The organism is Lebetimonas sp. JS085, from assembly GCF_000523295.1.
Lineage (GTDB): Bacteria > Campylobacterota > Campylobacteria > Campylobacterales > Nautiliaceae > Lebetimonas.
Map to the genome: position 1 here is coordinate 658,219 of NZ_ATHR01000001.1, position 19,282 is coordinate 677,500.

At 33.0% G+C, this 19,282-nt stretch carries 16 protein-coding genes, 2 tRNA genes and 2 rRNA genes (1 of these 20 cut by a window edge); 8 read left to right on the forward strand and 12 right to left on the reverse strand.

What is annotated here, in order from left to right; all coding sequences use genetic code 11:
• Positions 1-4 precede the first annotated feature (4 nt).
• On the reverse strand, positions 5-1,522 hold the full coding sequence (locus tag DZ68_RS0103655) for a flagellin A (protein ID WP_024787297.1): 1,518 nt from the start codon (positions 1,520-1,522) through the stop codon (positions 5-7).
• 187 nt (positions 1,523-1,709) lie between these two features.
• Positions 1,710-3,227, reverse strand: a complete 1,518-nt coding sequence (locus tag DZ68_RS0103670) for a flagellin B (protein ID WP_024790730.1) — start codon at positions 3,225-3,227, stop codon at positions 1,710-1,712.
• A gap of 104 nt (positions 3,228-3,331) precedes the next feature.
• On the opposite strand from DZ68_RS0103670, the gene DZ68_RS09985 reads away from it, so the two are divergent.
• Genes DZ68_RS09985 through DZ68_RS0103690 form a run of 4 tightly spaced genes read left to right on the forward strand, consistent with a single transcriptional unit; the run spans position 3,332 to position 8,058 of the window.
• A complete protein-coding gene (locus tag DZ68_RS09985) occupies positions 3,332-5,152 on the forward strand; it encodes a hypothetical protein (RefSeq protein ID WP_024790731.1) in 1,821 nt (606 codons plus the stop codon).
• On the forward strand, positions 5,142-6,071 hold the full coding sequence (locus DZ68_RS09990; RefSeq protein ID WP_024790732.1) for a glycosyltransferase family 2 protein: 930 nt from the start codon (positions 5,142-5,144) through the stop codon (positions 6,069-6,071). The genes DZ68_RS09985 and DZ68_RS09990 overlap by 11 nt, the downstream gene beginning before the upstream one ends.
• Positions 6,072-6,082: 11 nt before the next feature.
• Entirely contained in the window at positions 6,083-7,000 is a 918-nt protein-coding gene (locus tag DZ68_RS0103685) for a UDP-glucuronic acid decarboxylase family protein (RefSeq protein WP_024787301.1), read from the forward strand.
• Positions 6,997-8,058 carry a DUF354 domain-containing protein gene (locus tag DZ68_RS0103690; protein WP_035003100.1) on the forward strand — a complete coding sequence of 354 codons (1,062 nt, stop codon included), beginning with the start codon at positions 6,997-6,999 and terminating at the stop codon, positions 8,056-8,058. Before DZ68_RS0103685 ends, DZ68_RS0103690 begins: the two co-directional genes overlap by 4 nt.
• On the opposite strand, the gene pseI is transcribed toward DZ68_RS0103690, so the two are convergent.
• The 6 genes from pseI to pseB are packed head-to-tail and all read right to left on the reverse strand — an operon-like array spanning position 8,048 to position 13,160.
• A complete protein-coding gene (gene pseI, locus DZ68_RS0103695; RefSeq protein ID WP_024787303.1) occupies positions 8,048-9,064 on the reverse strand; it encodes a pseudaminic acid synthase in 1,017 nt (338 codons plus the stop codon). The two genes, DZ68_RS0103690 and pseI, sit on opposite strands and share 11 nt — an antisense overlap.
• Positions 9,045-9,488 carry a UDP-4-amino-4,6-dideoxy-N-acetyl-beta-L-altrosamine N-acetyltransferase gene (gene pseH, locus DZ68_RS0103700; protein WP_024787304.1) on the reverse strand — a complete coding sequence of 148 codons (444 nt, stop codon included), beginning with the start codon at positions 9,486-9,488 and terminating at the stop codon, positions 9,045-9,047. Before pseH ends, pseI begins: the two co-directional genes overlap by 20 nt.
• A complete protein-coding gene (gene pseG / locus DZ68_RS0103705; RefSeq protein ID WP_024790733.1) occupies positions 9,457-10,305 on the reverse strand; it encodes a UDP-2,4-diacetamido-2,4,6-trideoxy-beta-L-altropyranose hydrolase in 849 nt (282 codons plus the stop codon). The genes pseH and pseG overlap by 32 nt, the downstream gene beginning before the upstream one ends.
• Positions 10,289-10,966 carry a pseudaminic acid cytidylyltransferase gene (gene pseF / locus DZ68_RS0103710; RefSeq protein WP_024787306.1) on the reverse strand — a complete coding sequence of 226 codons (678 nt, stop codon included), beginning with the start codon at positions 10,964-10,966 and terminating at the stop codon, positions 10,289-10,291. The genes pseG and pseF overlap by 17 nt, the downstream gene beginning before the upstream one ends.
• A complete protein-coding gene (gene pseC / locus DZ68_RS0103715) occupies positions 10,963-12,171 on the reverse strand; it encodes a UDP-4-amino-4,6-dideoxy-N-acetyl-beta-L-altrosamine transaminase (RefSeq protein WP_024787307.1) in 1,209 nt (402 codons plus the stop codon). The genes pseF and pseC overlap by 4 nt, the downstream gene beginning before the upstream one ends.
• On the reverse strand, positions 12,171-13,160 hold the full coding sequence (gene pseB / locus DZ68_RS0103720) for a UDP-N-acetylglucosamine 4,6-dehydratase (inverting) (RefSeq protein ID WP_024787308.1): 990 nt from the start codon (positions 13,158-13,160) through the stop codon (positions 12,171-12,173). Before pseB ends, pseC begins: the two co-directional genes overlap by 1 nt.
• 65 nt (positions 13,161-13,225) lie before the next feature.
• On the opposite strand from pseB, the gene DZ68_RS0103725 reads away from it, so the two are divergent.
• From DZ68_RS0103725 to DZ68_RS11330, 4 genes are read left to right on the forward strand one after another with little or no spacing between them, the layout of a single operon-like run.
• Positions 13,226-13,435, forward strand: a complete 210-nt coding sequence (locus tag DZ68_RS0103725) for a hypothetical protein (protein WP_024787309.1) — start codon at positions 13,226-13,228, stop codon at positions 13,433-13,435.
• 41 nt (positions 13,436-13,476) lie between these two features.
• Positions 13,477-14,088 (forward strand): HupE/UreJ family protein, encoded by a 612-nt coding sequence (locus tag DZ68_RS0103730; protein WP_024787310.1) that lies wholly within the window; start codon positions 13,477-13,479, stop codon positions 14,086-14,088.
• A gap of 16 nt (positions 14,089-14,104) precedes the next feature.
• Complete coding sequence (locus DZ68_RS0103735) at positions 14,105-15,313, forward strand: IS256 family transposase (protein WP_024787311.1); 1,209 nt, start codon at positions 14,105-14,107, stop codon at positions 15,311-15,313.
• Between the two features lie 14 nt (positions 15,314-15,327).
• The gene (locus DZ68_RS11330) at positions 15,328-15,531 is read left to right on the forward strand and encodes a HupE/UreJ family protein (RefSeq protein WP_156919570.1); all 204 of its coding nucleotides are present in this window, start codon (positions 15,328-15,330) and stop codon (positions 15,529-15,531) included.
• Positions 15,532-15,710: 179 nt separating this feature from the next.
• Here DZ68_RS11330 and rrf read toward each other — a convergent pair.
• The 4 genes from rrf to DZ68_RS0103755 all read right to left on the reverse strand — a co-directional run.
• A 5S ribosomal RNA gene (gene rrf / locus DZ68_RS0103740) occupies positions 15,711-15,826 on the reverse strand.
• A gap of 58 nt (positions 15,827-15,884) precedes the next feature.
• Positions 15,885-18,771: ribosomal RNA gene (locus tag DZ68_RS0103745) — 23S ribosomal RNA — on the reverse strand.
• Between the two features lie 353 nt (positions 18,772-19,124).
• Positions 19,125-19,200: transfer RNA gene (locus tag DZ68_RS0103750), tRNA-Ala, on the reverse strand.
• Between the two features lie 80 nt (positions 19,201-19,280).
• Positions 19,281-19,282 (reverse strand) — tRNA-Ile (locus DZ68_RS0103755) (it continues 75 nt past the right edge of the window).

Genomic DNA, 19,282 nt, shown 5'->3' on the forward strand with positions numbered 1-19,282 from the left:
CTAATTATTGTAACAATTTCAATACATTCTGCTGTACTGCGTTAGCCTGAGACAAGGCAAAACTTCCTGATTGTGCTAAAAGATTATGTTTTTGGAAATTAGCTGTTTCAGCTGCAAAATCTACATCTCTGATTTGAGATTCAGCCGCTTTTACATTTACCTGTGTTACGGAAATATTGTTTATTGTACTAACCAACTGATTTTGTACAGAACCTATATCTGCTCTTACTTTATCAAGAAGTTTTTGTGCACTCTCGGCAATATCCATAACAGCCATAGCACCTTTTAGTGTTGTAACTCCTGCGCCTATTCCGCTTGCATTATCCGCTCCTACCACAGAATTTGCATTTGCTCCAATGGCACTTGCCTGATCTGCACTGAAAGAGCCTTTAATAGTTCTTAAATTAATAGTGGCCTCGGCCATGTTACTGGTAATACCTATTTTTGAAATACCTGTTCCGGTAATTTTAATATCTCTTGCATCTAATCTTGTTAATGTAAGCCTTCCGACAATTGTATCTGATGCCGATGCATTTGCAAAACTTCCCCCTCCAAGTATTGAAGAGCCTGATGTAGTAGAAACCTGAATTGCCCTACCGTCCAAACTTCTTAGATTAAGTCTGCCTTCATGATCTATATAAGCTTCCACACCGGTTTCATCTTTTACCGCATTAATTGCATTAACCAATGTTCCGTCACTGTCTGCTTTTTGAACAGTAAGATCACCTATTTCAACCCCGTTTATTTTTAATCCGTGAACGGTGCCTGCTTGTATTTCACTTGAACCTGTTCCATGTACCTGCCATGATGCCCTGACACCTGTTAAATCAGAGTTTTTATTTATAACTTCCGCAAGTACTCCTATTCCTGTTCCTGCACTTGTTGATACTTTTACTGTTTCTAATTGTATATCTCTTCTTCCGTCTGCTGATTTAAATGTTAATTTATAGCTATTAAGTGAATTGGAAGCAGTAGAAACAGCAACATCCGCAGTTGTTTCAAATCTTGTGTTTCCTATTTTGTCTGAAGATGTGGCACCTATACTCGCCTGAACTGTTTCATTTGAATAAGCACCTATTTGGAATTTTTGATTGGTAAAACTACCGCTTAAGAGTTTTTTACCGTTATAAGATGTTGTTTGAGCAATATTGTCAAGCTCTTCCATTAATCTTGTAATATCTTCTTGAAGCGCTTTTCTTGTATCTGTTGTCTGTCCGTCCTGTGCGGCCTGAGTGGCTTTTACTTTAATTGTATCAAGAATTTTTACCTGTTCGTCCATTGCTTTGTCGGCAATTTGCATAACGCCGACGGCATCATTGGCATTTCTAATAGCCTGACCTAAACTGTCAGCCTGATCTCTCAAAGAATCTGCAATCTGAAGACCTGATGCGTCATCCGCAGCTTTGTTTATTCTAAGTCCAGTTGAAAGTTTTTCCAAAGAATCGCTAAGTTCCCTGTTGTTGGCCACAGCTGCCGCATGTGCATTTAATGCAGCAATGTTTGTATTTATTCTAAAGCCCATATGCTTCTCCTTAATATTTTAAAAAAAGAAGCAAAAGCTATTCCGAAAAGTGAAAAATGTAAAATGGAGAACGGAAAATGAGCGCAAATGAGCAGTTCACCTAGCTGCTTGAAAAGCGGCCAGATGGATAATGGAAAATTAAAAAATAAAGAAAAAGGCAAAAAGCCTTTTTAAAATCGAAGAAATATTATTGTAATAATCTCATAACATTCTGTTGGACAGCATTAGCCTGAGAAAGTGCATAACTTCCTGATTGTGCCAATAAATTCCATTTTTGGAAATTAGCTGTTTCAGCTGCAAAATCTACATCTCTGATTTGAGATTCAGCCGCTTTTACATTTACTTGAGTCACTGAAATGTTATTAATTGTACTTGTTAATTGATTTTGAACAGAACCTATTCCTGCTCTGATTTCATCAAGAAGTTTAGCTGCACTGTCTGAAATATTCATAACAGCCATAGCACCTTTTAGAGTTGTAACCCCTGCACCTATTCCGCTGGCGTTATCAGTGGCAATTAGTGAATTTGCATTCGCACCTATTGCACTTGCCTGAGTTGTATTAAATCTGTTTTTGATTGCTCTTAAATTAATAGTGGCCTCGGCCATTTTACTTGTTACACCAACCAAAGAAGCACTTGTTCCACTGATTTTAATATCCCTTGCATCAAGTCTTACAAAAGTAAGCCTTCCGACAATTGTATCTGTTACTGAAGCTTTGTTAAAACTTCCGTTTCCTAATACTGTTGATGCTGATGTAGTAGAAACCTGAATTGCCCTACCGTCCAAACTTCTTAAATTAAGCCTTCCCTGCTCGTCTACATATGCTTCCACACCGGTTTGGTCTTTTACCGCATTAATTGCATTAACCAATGTTCCGTCACTGTCTGCTTTTTGAACAGTAAGGTCACCTATTTCCACACCGTTTATTTTTAATCCGTGAACAGTACCGGAACTAATCTCACTTGAGCCTGTTCCCTGTACCTTCCATGAAGCCCTGACACCAGTTAAATTAGAGTTTTTATTTATAACTTCCGCAAGTACTCCTATTCCTGTTCCTGCACTTGTTGATACTTTTACTGTTTCTAATTGTATATCTCTTCTTCCGTCTGCTGATTTAAATTTTAAAGCTACATCTTTTAATGAATTTGCCCCTGCTGAAACAGCAACATACGCAGTTGTTTCAAATCTTGTGTTTCCTATTTTGTCTGAAGATGTGGCACCTATACTTGCTGTTATTGTTTCATTTGAATAAGCACCGATTTGGAATTTTTGATTGGTAAAACTACCGCTTAAGAGTTTTTTACCGTTATAAGATGTTGTTTGAGCAATATTGTCAAGCTCTTCCATTAATCTTGTAATATCTTCTTGAAGCGCTTTTCTTGTATCTGTTGTCTGTCCGTCCTGTGCGGCCTGAGTGGCTTTTACTTTAATTGTATTAAGAATTTTTACCTGTTCATCCATTGCTTTGTCGGCAATTTGCATAACGCCGACGGCATCATTGGCATTTCTAATAGCCTGACCTAAACTGTCAGCCTGATCTCTTAAAGAATCCGCAATCTGAAGACCTGATGCGTCGTCTGCTGCTTTGTTTATTCTAAGCCCTGTGCTTAATTTTTCAAGAGAATCATTTAAATTTCTGTTTGTTACCATTTCTGCAGCATGCGCATTAAGAGCCGCTACATTTGTTCTGATTCTAAAACTCATTTTTAACTCCTTTTAATTTTATGATGGCTTCCTTGCCATCTTGGATATATATCGGCCGATAAAATATTTTTTTGATATAATTTTTCAAAAAAAGTATAAAAATAATGAAAAAAATAAGAGAAAATATTATAAATTTATTAAAAAAAGGCGATTTGCCTTCAAATGCTTATATAAATTATTATGATAAAGTAAAAAACATAAAATTTAAATATAATAAGTTTTTAGAAAAAAATATTGAAGCTTTAAAAAATTATTATCCAAATGCATTAAATGCTGAAAAAGGTATAATAAATAATGTATTGTTTATTTTAGAAACATTTACTTCAAAAGAAAATGCTCTAAAAAATTACCTATTCAGATCACTTCATTTTAAACATGATATAAAAGACGTTTTTTACTCTCTTGATTTTTTTCAAAAAACTCCTTCACTTACAAAAGAAATATTTTTAAACACATTAAATAAAATTTTAAATCCAGACTATTTTTTTTCGCTTAATGAACAGACAAGAAGAAATATTTTTATAAATATTTTAGCTGTTTGGCACAATAAAAATATTTTTGTAAAACCTTTTTGGCTTGAACAACTACCTCTTTTTAAAAAATTAATTGATTCTGCCATTACAAAAGATTTAATAGAAGATATAATGTATATACATTTTTATTATTACCATTTTTATGGAAATTCCTCTCAAACTATAAAAGATTGGGAAAAATTTAATGAAATCGTAGAAAAACCTTTAAGTAAATATTATAGAAATTGGGGCAAAAAAAACAACTTACCAAAACCACCGCAAAATTATAATAACAAAAAGAAAAGAATAGGTTTTTTAATAGATAGATTAGTTACTACTTCTCCTTTAATGGTAGAATATTCATTATGGAAAGAATTAATGGATAATAATGAATTTAAAAATAATTACAAAATATTTGTTTATTCAATGAATTATGTAGATAAAAACCCTGATGAAGAAGAATGGGTTATTAAACTTAAAAAAATAGGTATTGAAGTTTATACCCCCCAGTTTAAATTTTACAAAGATGGGTATTATTATAAACATTTGCCAAAAGCTCTTGATTTAAGAGAACAAATTTTAAAAGACAAAATTGATATTTTAGTTTCTGGTTTTGGTTATGATATTCCAAATTTTCTTTTTTCTACAAAAACTGCACCAAAACAAATTTTCTGGTCTCACGGAAACTGCACAAGTGAGATTGAAAATATAGACCTTAGAATTAGCCATTTTGAACAAGAATGTAAAAATTACGAATGGAAAATATTTAACGTTCCTATGGCTGAAGAATTTTTAATAGGGCCTGAATATTGTAAAATAGAAGGCAAAAAAATAAAAGAAAACCTTTTACAAAAATATGGGAAAAACACTGTAATTTTAGGCACTATCGGAAGACTAATTAAAATAGACAGTGAAGAATATATTAAAGTTTTAGCCGAAATTATGAAACAAAATCCAAACACAATTTATTTAGCCTGTGGAGAAGGAAATCAAGAAAGCATTAAGAAAAAACTTAAAAAATATAATATAAATGAAAATAGATTTATTTTTACAGGTCAAATTAACCCCCATATATATGGGTGGGTTATTGATATTTGGCCGGATACTTTTCCTTTAAGACAAGGACATAGTATCATAGAAGCTCAGGCAAAAGGGGTTTCTTTAATCCATTATGGACCTAATTATACAAAAGAAGATTTAGAAAAGTTAAAAATTGGATATAATTATGGTTTTAAACAATTAAATATAAAATTATTTTATCCTATTGCAAATGATAAAAATAAATATGTTAAAATTGCTAATTTTCTTATAAAAATTAAAGATAAAAGATTAAAAATTGCAAAAGCTTTTCAAATAGATATTTTAAAAAATATAGAATCAAATTTTATTGAAAAGGTTATTAATGTTAATTAGTATATTAATTGATAATTATAATTATGGAAAATTTTTATCAGAATGTATTGAAAGTGTTTTAGATCAAACATATCAGAATTTTGAAATTATTATTGTTGATGACGGAAGCAGTGACAATTCAAAAGAAATAATTGAAAAATATGCTAATAAAGATAAAAGAATTAAACCTATATTTAAAAAAAATGGAGGGCAGGCAAGCGCATTTAATGAAGGTTTTAAACATTGCAATGGGGAAATAATTTGTTTTTTAGATAGTGATGATAAATTTCTACCAAATAAACTTAAAAAAATTAAAGAAATATATGAAAAAGGTTATGAATATATAGTTAATGATTATAAATTAATTGGAAATACTGCTTATAAAGGTCCATATTATCCATATGGAGGATATAATATGTTTTTAGTTTATTATTTAACTTTTTTTGCAGGAAGCACTACATCTAATATTTCAATATCAAAAAAACTGGCAAACCAAATTTTTCCAATTCCTTATGAAAAATTTTTTAAAATCAGAGCTGATGATGTTATTGTTTTTATATCTAATTTAATGACAGAAATGTTTTTCATTGATAAAGAATTAAGTGAATACAGAATACATGGGGACAATTTATTTGCATGTAATAATTCTGATACTTTAAAAGATAAATTTTACAGAGATTATATATTACATAAAATAAAGAAATACTATTTAGATAAAATTAATATAGAAAAAAGATTTTTTGAAAATCCATATGATTTATATTTAGAATTTACTACAAAGCAAATTTATGATTTTAATATTTTTAAATTATATTTAAAATTATTGTTTTTAGAAATAAACGCTCCATTTATCAAAAAAATTCAAATAGCAAAAAAAATGTTAAATTTTTATAAAAGACAGAAAAAGACAAAACTTAAGAAAAAAACTCATTTACCATAAAAGGAAATAGATTGAAAAAAATTTTAATAGCAGGCGGAGCCGGTTTTATAGGAAGCCATTTATGCAAAAAACTACTTGAAGAGAATAATGAAGTAATTTGTATTGACAATTTACTCACAGGCCAGAAAAATAATATCTATAATCACAAAAATTATACATTTATTAATCATGATATAGTAAATCCAATTGATATAAAAGTTGATGAAATATACAATTTAGCTTGTCCCGCATCACCAAAACAATATTTTAAATATCCTATATATACAACAAAAATTTCTGTTATAGGAACTTTGAATTTATTAGAATTAGCAGATAAATATAATGCAAAATTTCTTCAAGCTTCCACCAGTGAAGTATATGGAGATCCTTTAATACATCCTCAAACCGAAGAATATTTTGGAAATGTAAATACCATAGGTCCAAGAGCTTGTTATGATGAAGGGAAAAGATGTGCAGAAACATTATGCAGTAATTTTAAAAGAGAAAAAAACATTAATGTAAAAATAGTTAGAATTTTTAATACTTACGGTCCAAATATGAGAGCTGATGACGGAAGAGTTATTAGCAATTTTATTATTCAGGCATTGACAAATCAAGATATCACTATTTATGGAGACGGTAAACAAACAAGAAGTTTTTGTTATGTGGATGATTTAGTAAATGGACTTATTAAAATGATGAATTCAAATGAAAACGGCCCTATAAATATTGGAAATCCTGAAGAATATTCAATAATAGAAGTTGCTGAAAAAATAATAAACTTAACAAACCCGAAAAGTAAAATTAAATTTTTAAATAAAATGGAAGATGATCCAAAAGTTAGAAAACCTGATATTAAAAAAGCTAAAAAACTTTTAAATTGGCAACCAAAAATATCTTTTAATGAAGGATTAAAAAAAACCATTAAATATTTTAAAGAGCAATTATGAATATACTTTTTGATTTGGATATGTCAAAATGGGCACTTTTTTTTATACCTATAATAAAAAAATTAAAAAAAAACCATACTGTAATTGTAACTTCCCGAGGAGGAAAAGGATATTCAGAGCTTAATAAAATTTTAGATTTATATAAAATAAATTATATTTCTATTGGAGAATTTGGAGGCGCAGATTTAGAAAACAAATTAAAAGCCAGTATACAAAGACAATTACAATTAATCGATGTAATAAAAAAATACTCTATCGAAAAAATCGTAAGTGGAAGCGTAGTTGACAGTAGCAGAGTTGGATTTGGATTAGGTATTGAAGTTATTAACTTTTATGATATGCCAATTAAAGGTCATACAACAAATTTAAAATCAGCCCTTCCCCAAATAAAACTCTCTATTCCATTATCCACTAAAATATTTAAACCATTTATTATACCAGATGAAATTTATTTAAGATTGGGATTAGAAAAAGAACAAATTATTGAATATAATTTTATTGATCCTTTAATTTGGCTTAAAAAATTTAAATTTGATAAAAAATATATTGAAAGTTTTTATAATAAATACAACATAAATAGAAATAAATTTACAATAGTTATAAGAGAAGAAGAGTATAAATCAAGTTATGTAAATAAAAAATATCCTTTTTTATATGAAGCAATTCCAGAAATTTATAAAAAATTTAATGCAAATATTATAATAATTCCAAGATATGAAAGTAACTATCTAAAAAAAGAGTTTCCTTTTGCTTATGTGATAGAAGAAAAAATTTTTCTTCAGCATTTATTAAAAGACGCTGATTTATTCATTGGAGGTGGCGGAACAATAAATACTGAAAGCTGTTTTCTTGGCACTCAGACAATTTCAACAAGAAGTTTTATAAGCCATTACGATAAATGGCAGATTGATAATAATTTAATGTATTGGACAAACAATAAAGAAGAGCTATTAAATTTGGTAAAAAAAGCAACAGAATTTAAATTAAAACCAAATACTGAAATTTTAGATCAAATGGAAGTAAATTCAGATTTACTAATAAATAACATCATCCAATAACTTCCCAACTAAGTCTTTCCCCTCTTTCCAAATCCCTGCAAGCTTTTTTCCCTAAAATTTCAGGCAAATATTTTGGATAAAGCCCATATCCTGGACGAATTGCTCTTATATTTTCACGGGTAAATTTTTCACCTTTTTTAATATCTTTTACAACATATAAACTTCTTGCAAATTCTCTTCCTTTTTTTGGTTTAAAATCTACCTCTCCAATCATTTCTTCAACTTCTCTTACAGTTTTAACCATCTCTTTAAATTCTTTTGGAGTTAGACTAAATGCCCTGTCTGGAGAATCAATAGATTTATCTAAAATAAAGTGTTTTTCAACTATTCTGGCACCAAGTGTTACTGCTGCAATTGGAGCTGAAATTCCAAGGGTATGGTCTGAAAATCCGACTTCTACATTAAAAATTTCTTTTAGTGCAGGAATTGTTTTTAAATTTACTTCACTTCTAGGTGCAGGGTAGGCTGATGTGCATTTAAGAAGAGCAATTTCGGTATTATATTTTTTAGCTAAATTTACGGCATTTAATATATCTTCAAATTCTGCTATTCCAGTAGAAATTATTACAGGTTTTTTTTGAGAAATAACATATTCAACAAACTCATAATCAGTTATTTCAAAAGAAGCAATTTTATACGCAGGAGGATTAAATTGCTTTAAAAAATCTACATCTTTTTTGCTAAAAGGTGAACTAAATACTTCTAAATCTAAACTTCTTGCATAGTTAAAAAGTTCCTCATGCCACTCAAGTGGAGTCATTGCAACTTTATATAATTCATACAAATTTTTCCCATCCCAAAGCCCGCCTTTAATTAAAAAATCATCTTTTTTACAATCAATTGTAAGAGAATCAGGAGTATAAGTTTGAAGTTTTATTGCATCAGCTCCGCTTTCTTTTGCTGCATATATTGTATCTTCTGCCGTTTGTAAAGAATGGTTATGATTTGCACTAAGCTCAGCTATTATAAAAACTTTGTCTTTTGTATCAATTTTTCCTATTTTCATTTTCAAGCTCCATTTTTATTAAGTTATTTTTTTTATCAGTCTCTTTAAATCCATATTTTTTGTATAAATTTATAGCTTTTAGATTATCTTCATATACATAAAGTATAAGTTTATTTAAATTTAACATATTAAAGCCATAATCAATAATTTTTTTAATTAAAATTTTTCCAACACCTTTTTTTTCAGGATTTTTATGAATTCCTATTTCTGCTGAGTTTTTATTTATTTTAAAATTTATCACTCCTAAATCATTTACTTTAAAATATAGTCTTGATTTATCGTTTTTTAGTTTTTCAATAAATTCTAAATGATTTTTTAAAGAAATTTCATTCTTATCAAACATCCATTTCCTGATTTCTGGATGGTTTCTCCATTTTAAAACTTCTTTTTTTTCATCTAATGTTAAATCTGTGAAGTTTTTCACTTATTTTCCTTATATCTCTAATTTTTAATAGAGGGATTCTTTTTTCTTTTAAATATTTGGCTATTTCTTTTTGATTATCGGCTATTTCAATAGCAATAAAAGGTAAATTCATATGAATAGCTTCCCACGAGATAGTGCTTGGCGTAATTATTGCAAATTTACTTTTTGCCATTCCCTTAGCCACATTTTCGTCAATATGCAGTTTGCACCATTTATTTACTTGGCAAAATCTTTTTAGTTTAATTAAATTTTTATTAGAGCTTGTTGTATAAAAATTTACAGGAAATTTCAGTTTTTTTAACTCTTTTAAAACCTTAAGTCCGATTCCCTTAGCATCAGTTCCTCCAAAAGAGATAAAAATCCCTTCTTTTTTATCTTTTTTCTTTTTTGCTTTTTGAAATTCTTCCCTGATTAGCGGGGGAAGTATTGTAACTTTGCAAAAAGGCGGGATTTTACCAATGTATTTTTCTTTTTTAGCGTATAAATTTACATTTATTACTTCATCTGCATAGTGTCTATAGTATAAGTCGTCAAATACTATTAGCTTAATTTCAGGAAATAATTTTTTAAACTCTTTTTCATTTTCATAAGTAAAATTGTAATTATCAACAATTACTTTTTGTGGTTTTAATTTTTTTACTTTTTTAAAAAACTCTTTTTCTTTTTTTATTTTCACAACTGGTAAAGAAGTTAGTTTTTTATTGCATTCTTTGCATATAATTAAAGAATTTTTTATATTATATTTTTTTATAAATGTTTCCATTCTTTTTAAATGTCCAAGTCCTATTTTGCTTGAAAAATCAACTCTTATTATCACAATAAGCCTTATACATCATTTCTGCTTTTATAAAATCTTCCATTGTATCTATATCTTGAACTAAATATCTTGGAATAATTATCGGAATATTTCCGTCAAATTTAAATTTTTCAGTGCAATTTATTTTTTTCCAGTAAAACTGTCCGGCATCATGGAAAGCTTCTTTTAAATCCTGACTTCTTTTTTCCATAAATTCAGGAAAAAACATTTTTGCTTTATCATGATTTATTTCAAATCCCCTCCATATGGGAAAATCATATGTTGTAGCAGAAAAAGAATAACATACATCTGAATTTTTTAATTTTTCAAACCCTTCTTTTAAATACTTAACTTCTAAAAAAGGGGCTGTTGGATAAATCATACAGGCATATTTATATTTTTTTTCTTTGTTAAGTTTGTTTATTGCATGTTCGAACACATCAACACTTGAAGTATAATCATCTGATAACTCTTTTGGTCTATAAAGTATTTGGGCTCCGTATTTTTTACTAATTTCAGCTATTTCTTCACTGTCGGTTGAAACAACTGTTTTTTCAAACAAATTACTTTTTTTAGCCGTTTCTATCGAATAAACAATTAACGGTTTACCACAAAAAGATTTTATATTTTTTTTAGGTATCCTTTTACTGCCGCCTCTTGCCGGTATTATACATATATTCATTTAAGAGCCTCAAATAGTTTTTCAATCACATAATCCTGCTCTTTTTCACTCAGAGAATAATAAAGAGGGATTGAAAAAGCCTCTTCATAATATTTGTACATCTTTGGCAGATTTTCACTACCGTACCCAAGCTTTTTATAATAAGGCTGTTTGTTTATAGGAATATAATGAAGCTGCAAAAAAATTCCAGCTTTTCTTAATTTATAAAAAAGCTCGGCTTTTGTAATATCAAGTTTACTGAAATCAACCCTTACAACGTATAAATGATAAGCTGAAAATTCATTGAATTTATAAAGCGGCTTAATTATTGAATTTTCAAAAGCTTTATCATATCTCTTAGCAAGATAGTGTTTTTTTTGTATAAACTTATCAAGTTTTTTAAGCTGACTTAAGCCAAGAGCACACTGCATATCTGTAATTCTATAGTTAAAACCAAGCTCTTTCATTTCATAATACCACGGATTTAAATTGCCTTTTTTATCATAAGCCATATCTTCATTTTCCATTTTCCATTTTCCATTTTCCATTCTAACAATTCCGTGATTTCTAAGAATAAGTGCTTTTTTGTAAATTTCTTCATTATTTGTCAAAATCGCTCCGCCTTCAGCTGTAGTTATATTTTTTACTGGATGAAATGAAAATGTTGTTATATCACTTATTTGACAATCTCCAATTTTATTAATTTTCCATTTTCCATTTTCCATTTTCCATCTATAAGTTGCCCCTATCGCATGCGAAGCATCTTCTAAAATTTTTATATAAGGATAATTTTTTTTGATATACACTAATTTTTCCATATCAACAGGGTTTCCGGAAAGATGAACAGCATATACGGCTTTTATTCTGTTTCCAAACTGGTTTATAATTTCTATACATTTATCCAAATCTATATTTCCATTCTCTTTTATATCTATAAACAGCGGAATAGCCCCGGCATAAAGAATAGAATTACTTGTAGCCACAAATGAATTCGGAGTGGTTAAAACCAAATCACCTTTGTTTAGTAAAATCAGACTTGATATGTGAAGCGCCGCCGTTCCGTTACTGACAGCCACAGCATATTTAGCCCCTGTATATTTACATAAAGCTTCTTCAAATTCTTTTATTTTTGGTCCTGTTGTTAAAAAATCACTTTCAAGAGTTTCTAAAATAGCTTTTTTGTCATTTTCATCAATAAACTGTCTTGAATAAGGTATTCTTTTCATTAAATAAATTCCTTGGCTAATTTTAAAAATTCTTCACTGTTTAACCACCAGTCATTATTATCGGAAGAATATTCAAAACCGATATCTTTTTCCTCTCCTTTTTCCCCTAAATTATTAACGCTGTAATCAACCGGAGTATGAAATTGAATTGTAGGCTTTATTACAAAATGGTCGTTAAACTCAATGCACCTGTCATTTTTGGTAATCATTACTTCATGTAATTTTTCACCAGGTCTTATTCCAATTTCTTCCAATTCACATTCAGGACATAATGCTTTTGCTAAATCAGTCATTTTCATTGAAGGAATTTTGGGAACAAATATTTCTCCGCCGTGCATTCTTTCGAAATTTTTTAAAACAAATTTCACACCCTGCTCAAGCGTAATTAAAAACCTTGTCATATCCTTGTGGGTAATAGGAAGCTTTTTTCTGCCCTGTTTTATCAATTTTACAAAAAATGGAACCACACTTCCGCGTGAGCCTATTACATTACCGTATCTCACAACGGCAAACCTTGTTTTTCTTTTACCTACTAAATTATTTGCAGCAATAAAAAGCTTATCACTAGCAAGTTTTGTGGCACCGTATAAATTAATTGGGGCAGCCGCTTTATCAGTTGAGAGGGCTATTATCTTTTCTACTTCGTTTTCAATTGCACATTCTATTACATTTTCAGCACCATTTATATTTGTTTTTATACATTCCATCGGATTATATTCGGCAACCGGAACATGTTTAAGAGCCGCTGCATGAATCACATAATCCACATCTTCCATTGCTTTTTTAAGCCTGTTTTTATCCCTTACGTCACCTATAAAATATCTCATACATTTTTCATTAAAAACCTGAGCCATTTCATACTGTTTAAGCTCATCCCTGCTGTAAATAATAATTTTGTTAGGTTTATAATTTTTTAAGATTATTTCTGTATATTTTTTACCAAAACTTCCGGTACCGCCTGTAATAAGTATGTTTTTATTATTAAACAATTTATTCCTTTTTAAATAAAAAGCAATTTTTATTCCATAAAACTTTAGTAAAATTTTATAAAAAAATGAAAAAAATAATTTTATTAATAATCTTTATTCTTCTAAACGCTCATCCTCTTAATATTACAAAAATGACACTGGATTTAAATAAAACCATACCTACTTTATATATGAGATTTGCTATTTTTAATATACAAAAAGCATTGCATAAAGAAACTATTTCAAAAAAAGAAATTCAATCATATATTTTAAATCACATAAAAATAGATAACTGAAAATAAATCCTCTTTATACGAAAATAAAAAACGAAGTTATAGTGGATAATTATTTCAATTTAAAATGTAATAACATTAATAAAATATATTTTGATATATTTTTTGATATAGACAAAACGCAACAGGGAATAATAAAAATTGTAGAAAATAATTCTACAAAAATTATCGTATTTAATCCTAATAAAAAACGTTATATTTTAAAAAATAATCAAAATGAATTTTTAGCTTTTTTAAAAGAGGGGATTTTCCATATTTTAGAAGGAATAGACCATATATTCTTTTTATTAATGCTTATTATTTCAGTTTTATTAAAAAATAACAATCTAAAAAAAAGTATAATAGAAATAATAGAAATTGCAACTGCGTTTACAATTTCTCATTCTATTACGTTAAGTTTAAGTATGTTTAATATTGTAAATCCACCTGAAAATTTAACAGAAGTATTGATTGCTTGTACAATATTATTTATGGCATTAAATAACTTATATTTTTGGATAAAAAAAGAGTGGTTGCTAGCTTTTTTATTTGGATTTATACACGGATTCGGATTTGCAAATGCATTAAATGAAATGAATGTAGAACATATAAATTTTATTAAAGTGGTTTTCGGAGAGAGTGTTAGCAATTCCGTGTCAGTCAAGGTAAAATACTAAAGAAGAAAGGACTGACATGGAGAAATTTAATTTTGACAAAGCAGTAAAAGATTTATTAGCAGGTAAGAAGATAGGTGGAAAAGATGGAGTATTAGCTCCACTAATTAAAGAATTGGTAGAAGCTGCACTTGAAGCAGAGATAGAATCCCATATTGCAGATGAAGTATTAAGTGGTAAAAAAAATCGCAGAAACGGTTACAACAGAAAAACAGTAAAATCAACATCAGGAGAATTTGAACTTGCTACCCCAAGAGATAGAGAAGGTAGATTTGAGCCTCAAATAGTAAAAAAACATCAAACAACAATAAGTGATGAAATAGAAGAGAAGATATTATCATTATATGCACTTGGAATGAGCTATAAAGATATAAAATCACATATTGAAGAGCTTTATCAAATTTCTATTTCATCAGCTACAATAAATGCAATAACGGATAAAATAATACCAAAAATCAAAGAGTGGCAATCAAGACCTTTAGAGAGTATATATCCATTTGTATTTATGGATGCAATTCATTATAAAATCAAAGAAGATGGGAAATATGTAAATAAAGCGGTTTATACAATTTTAGGTGTCAATATTCAAGGTAAAAAAGAAGTTTTAGGGCTTTATTTAAGCGAAAGTGAAGGAGCAAATTTTTGGCTTCAGGTTTTAACCGATTTAAACAACAGAGGAGTAAAAGATATACTTATTGCAAGTATAGATGGACTTAAAGGATTTCCAGAAGCCATTAACGCTATATATCCAAATACAGAGGTTCAGTTATGTATAATTCATCAGATTAGAAATTCTTTAAAATATGTAGCTTCTAAAGATAAAAAAGAGTTTATGAAAGATTTAAAAAAGGTATATCAGGCTGTAAATAAAGAACAAGCCGAAAGTGAACTTGATAGACTTGAAGAAAAATGGGGGAATAAATATCCTATAGTCATTAAATCTTGGAGAAACAAGTGGAATAATTTATCTAATTATTTTAAATATCCTCAAGATATAAAAAAAGTTATATACACAACTAATATTATTGAATCAGTTCATAGACAATTTAGGAAATTAACCAAAACAAAAGGTGCTTTTCCTAATGAAAATAGCTTACTCAAACTCTTATATATGGGTATTCAGAATGCAGAAAAAAAATGGACTATGCCTATTAAAAACTGGAATCTTACACTCTCTCAGCTGGCTATTTTCTTTGAAGGTAGATTAGATGATGCTTTAAACTTATGATATAATCTCCTCAGTTGACACGGAATTTTGAACGGTCTCTTTTCGGATTTAATATTGGAGTGGAAATAGGCCAGATAATGATTATTACATTAGTTTTCTTTCCTCTTTATTATTTTAGAAAAAGCAAATTAATCAAATTGATAATTTATATAACAATAATTCTTTCAATATTGTGGATAATTGATAGAAGTTTTAATTTACATTTTATGCCATTTTAATTATATTTAATATAAAAGAATGAATAATTAATATAAATAAAGATAAACAAAGAAGTTAGGAATAAACGATATATATAAAGGAGATAATGAATATTATACTCTGTATATCAAAGGTGCCAGACCCAAAATGATAGTAAATAATAAAAAAGGATTAACGATAAAGAAGATAACATATTAAAGCTTAGCGGGGACCTACTTTCCCACACCCGCAGGGCGCAGTATCATCAGCGCTGGAGGGCTTAACTTCCTGGTTCGGAATGGTTCAGGGTGTTTCCCCTCCGCTTTGCCCACTAAGCTTAAATATATTATCTCATAAATTAAAAATTAGCTGTTAAAAGTCTTGTCTCACGTCCGCTTAAAAGCCATTCGGGTTATTAGTACTGGTCAGCTCAACCCCTCGCAGGGCTTACACCCCCAGCCTATCAAGCAGGTAGTCTTCCTGCACCCTCATGGGAAGGCTCATCTTGGAGTGGGCTTCCCGCTTAGATGCTTTCAGCGGTTATCCCTTCCGAGCTTGGCTACCCAGCGCTGCCCTTGGCAGGACAACTGGTACACCAGTGGCTCGTCCAACCCGGTCCTCTCGTACTAGGGTTAGCTCTCCTCAACCTTCCTGCGCCCACGGCAGATAGGGACCGAACTGTCTCACGACGTTCTGAACCCAGCTCGCGTACCGCTTTAAATGGCGAACAGCCATACCCTTGGGACCTGCTCCAGCCCCAGGATGCGATGAGCCGACATCGAGGTGCCAAACCTCCCCGTCGATGTGAGCTCTCGGGGGAGATCAGCCTGTTATCCCCGGGGTACCTTTTATCCTTTGAGCGATGGCCCTTCCACTCAGAACCACCGGATCACTAAGACCGACTTTCGTCTCTGCTCGAGGTGTCTCTCTCGCAGTCAGGCTGGCTTGTGCCTTTACACTCTTCAGACGATTTCCAACCGCCTTGAGCCAACCTTTGTGAGCCTCCGTTACTCTTTAGGAGGCGACCGCCCCAGTCAAACTACCCGCCAGGCACTGTCCCCCAGAAGGATTACTCCTGCGGGTTAGTAGGCAGGATATCCAAGGGTGGTATCTCAAGATCGGCTCCACCAGAGCTGGCGCCCTGGCTTCTCAGCCTCCCACCTATCCTGCACATGGATATCCCACCTACAATGCCAAGCTGTAGTAAAGGTCCACGGGGTCTTTCCGTCTTGCCGCGGGTAGGAGGAATTTTCACCTCCACTACAATTTCACTGGATCCCTCTCTGAGACAGCCCCTCATTCGTTACGCCATTCATGCAGGTCGGTATTTAACCGACAAGGAATTTCGCTACCTTAGGACCGTTATAGTTACGGCCGCCGTTTACCGGGGCTTCAGTTCACCGCTTCGCCTTATGGCTAACGGATCCCCTTAACCTTCCGGCACCGGGCAGGCGTCACACCCTATACCTCCTCTTACGAGTTAGCAGAGTGCTGTGTTTTTGGTAAACAGTCGACAAGAGCGCTGTGCTGCGACCCCTTTCGGCTCCACTCGCAAGGAGCTTCACCTACTCGGGGCACACCTTATCCCGAAGTTACGGTGTCAGTTTGCCGAGTTCCTTAGAGAGGGTTCTTCCACGCGCCTTAGAATACTCATCCCGCCCACCTGTGTCGGTTTACGGTACGGGCTACTAACAACTCAATCGCCTTAGAGGCTTTTCTCGGCTCAGGGCATCTCCGATTCCCCCTCCGCTCCGAAGAGCTTTGGAGGCCTGTCGGGTCTCGGGCTATTGAAGAGCGGATTTGCCTACTCTTCACCCTACACCCTTCGAACCACTATTCCATCAGTGACCTCGGTTAACCCCAAGCGTCCCCCCTTCGGCTCATTGTTAGTAGGTAACGGAATATTAACCGTTTCCCCATCGACTACGCCTTTCGGCCTCATCTTAGGCCCCGACTAACCCTACACTGACGAACATCGTGTAGGAAACCTTGGGCTTTCGGCGAATGGGATTCTCACCCATTTTATCGCTACTCATGCCTGCATGCTCACTTGATGACGCTCCACCGCTCCTTACCGGTACGGCTTCTACGCTGTCATCAACGCTCTCCTACCACTCTTACAAAGTAAGAATCTACGACTTCGGTGTAAACTTTTAGCCCCGTTATATTTTCGGCGCCTCCCCGCTCGACCAGTGAGCTGTTACGCTTTCTTTAAAGGATGGCTGCTTCTAAGCCAACCTCCTGGTTGTTTAAGCAGGAAAACCTCCTTTTCCACTTAAGTTTAACTTTGGGACCTTAGTCGGTAGTCTGGGTTGTTCCCCTCTCGACATAGGATTTTATCACCCTACGCCTCACTGCTAAGATTACACCATAGGTATTCGGAGTTTGACAGGGTTTGGTACAGCTGTGGGCCGCCCTAGCCCTATCAGTGCTCTACCCCCTATGGCTACCTCTTAACGCTGCACCTAAATGCATTTCGGAGAGAACCAGCTATCACTGAGTTTGATTGGCCTTTCACCCCTATCCACAGGTCATCCGAAGGCTTTTCAACGCCTACCGGTTCGGTCCTCCACGGGCTCTTACACCCGCTTCAACCTGCCCATGGATAGATCACTCAGCTTCGGGTCTGCAGCTACTGACTCGCTTTCGCTTCGGCTCCCCCTCTCGGGTTAACCTCGCCAGTAACCACAACTCGCAGGCTCATTATGCAAAAGGCAGTCCGTCACCCTTGTCCGAAGACAATAGGGCTCCGAATGATTGTAGGCAAACGGTTTCAGGTTCTATTTCACTCCCCTCACTGGGGTTCTTTTCACCTTTCCCTCACGGTACTTGTGCACTATCGGTCTGACAGGAGTATTTAGCCTTGGAAGGTGGTCCTCCCATCTTCACTCAGGATAACACGTGTCCCGAGCTACTCACAAGGTCTTAGCTTAGTCCCACCGGTATCTTTTTGGGTACGGGGCTTTCACCCTCTGTGGCTTACCTTTCCAGGTAACTCCCCTAAAATACCGGCTACACTAAGACGGGCTAATCCCATTTCGCTCGCCGCTACTTTGGGAATCTCGTTTGATTTCCTCTCCTCCGGGTACTGAGATGTTTCACTTCCCCGGGTTCGCCCCCACTTACGTGGGTGACCAGTCTCTCAACTGGCCGGGTTGCCCCATTCGGATATCCAGGGATCAACGCTCCTTGACAGCTCCCCCTGGCTTTTCGCAGCCTGGCACGTCCTTCTTCGCCTCTGCCAACCTAGGCATCCACCGCTCGCCCTTAGTAGCTTTCTCGCGGCGTGGACAAGACTTTTAACAACTAATTTTCAATTATCTCTCGTACTAAAATGTACAATGGAAAATGTCTCTCATTCTCCATTCTACATTTTATTAATGTTGAATGTTGAATTTTAAATATTGAATTTACATTTTTAATTCATCATTCATAACTGCCCTTGCTTGGTGGAGACAAGGGGAGTCGAACCCCTGACCTCCTACTGGCGTCTTGCGGTGCTCACTTCTTTCGCACATCGCAATCACCGTGCGGGGCTACAAACGACAAGCAGTTGTCGTTTGCTTTACGCCCCTCCCGTGCAAGCACGCAGTCTGTATAACAGCCTTTAGCTACTTTACAGGCTACTCTTGCATGGTGGAGACAAGGGGAGTCGAACCCCTGACCTCCTGCGTGCAAGGCAGGCGCTCTACCAGCTGAGCTATGTCCCCTTCTTAGTTCAAAGCACCTAGTTCATAGTTCCAAGTTATTCACTTAACTACCTGGCTTCTTGGCCTCTTGGCAACTTAACTG

Coding starts and splice junctions, on each gene's coding strand:
- DZ68_RS0103735 (WP_024787311.1), top strand. CDS start 14,105: ATGGAGAAATTTAATTTTGACAAAGCAGTAAAAGATTTATTAGCAGGT.
- DZ68_RS09990 (WP_024790732.1), top strand. CDS start 5,142: ATGTTAATTAGTATATTAATTGATAATTATAATTATGGAAAATTTTTA.
- DZ68_RS0103690 (WP_035003100.1), top strand. CDS start 6,997: ATGAATATACTTTTTGATTTGGATATGTCAAAATGGGCACTTTTTTTT.
- DZ68_RS0103655 (WP_024787297.1), bottom strand. CDS start 1,522: ATGGGCTTTAGAATAAATACAAACATTGCTGCATTAAATGCACATGCG.
- DZ68_RS0103725 (WP_024787309.1), top strand. CDS start 13,226: ATGAAAAAAATAATTTTATTAATAATCTTTATTCTTCTAAACGCTCAT.
- pseF (WP_024787306.1), bottom strand. CDS start 10,966: ATGAATATATGTATAATACCGGCAAGAGGCGGCAGTAAAAGGATACCT.
- pseC (WP_024787307.1), bottom strand. CDS start 12,171: ATGAAAAGAATACCTTATTCAAGACAGTTTATTGATGAAAATGACAAA.
- DZ68_RS09985 (WP_024790731.1), top strand. CDS start 3,332: ATGAAAAAAATAAGAGAAAATATTATAAATTTATTAAAAAAAGGCGAT.
- DZ68_RS0103670 (WP_024790730.1), bottom strand. CDS start 3,227: ATGAGTTTTAGAATCAGAACAAATGTAGCGGCTCTTAATGCGCATGCT.
- pseI (WP_024787303.1), bottom strand. CDS start 9,064: ATGAAAATAGGAAAAATTGATACAAAAGACAAAGTTTTTATAATAGCT.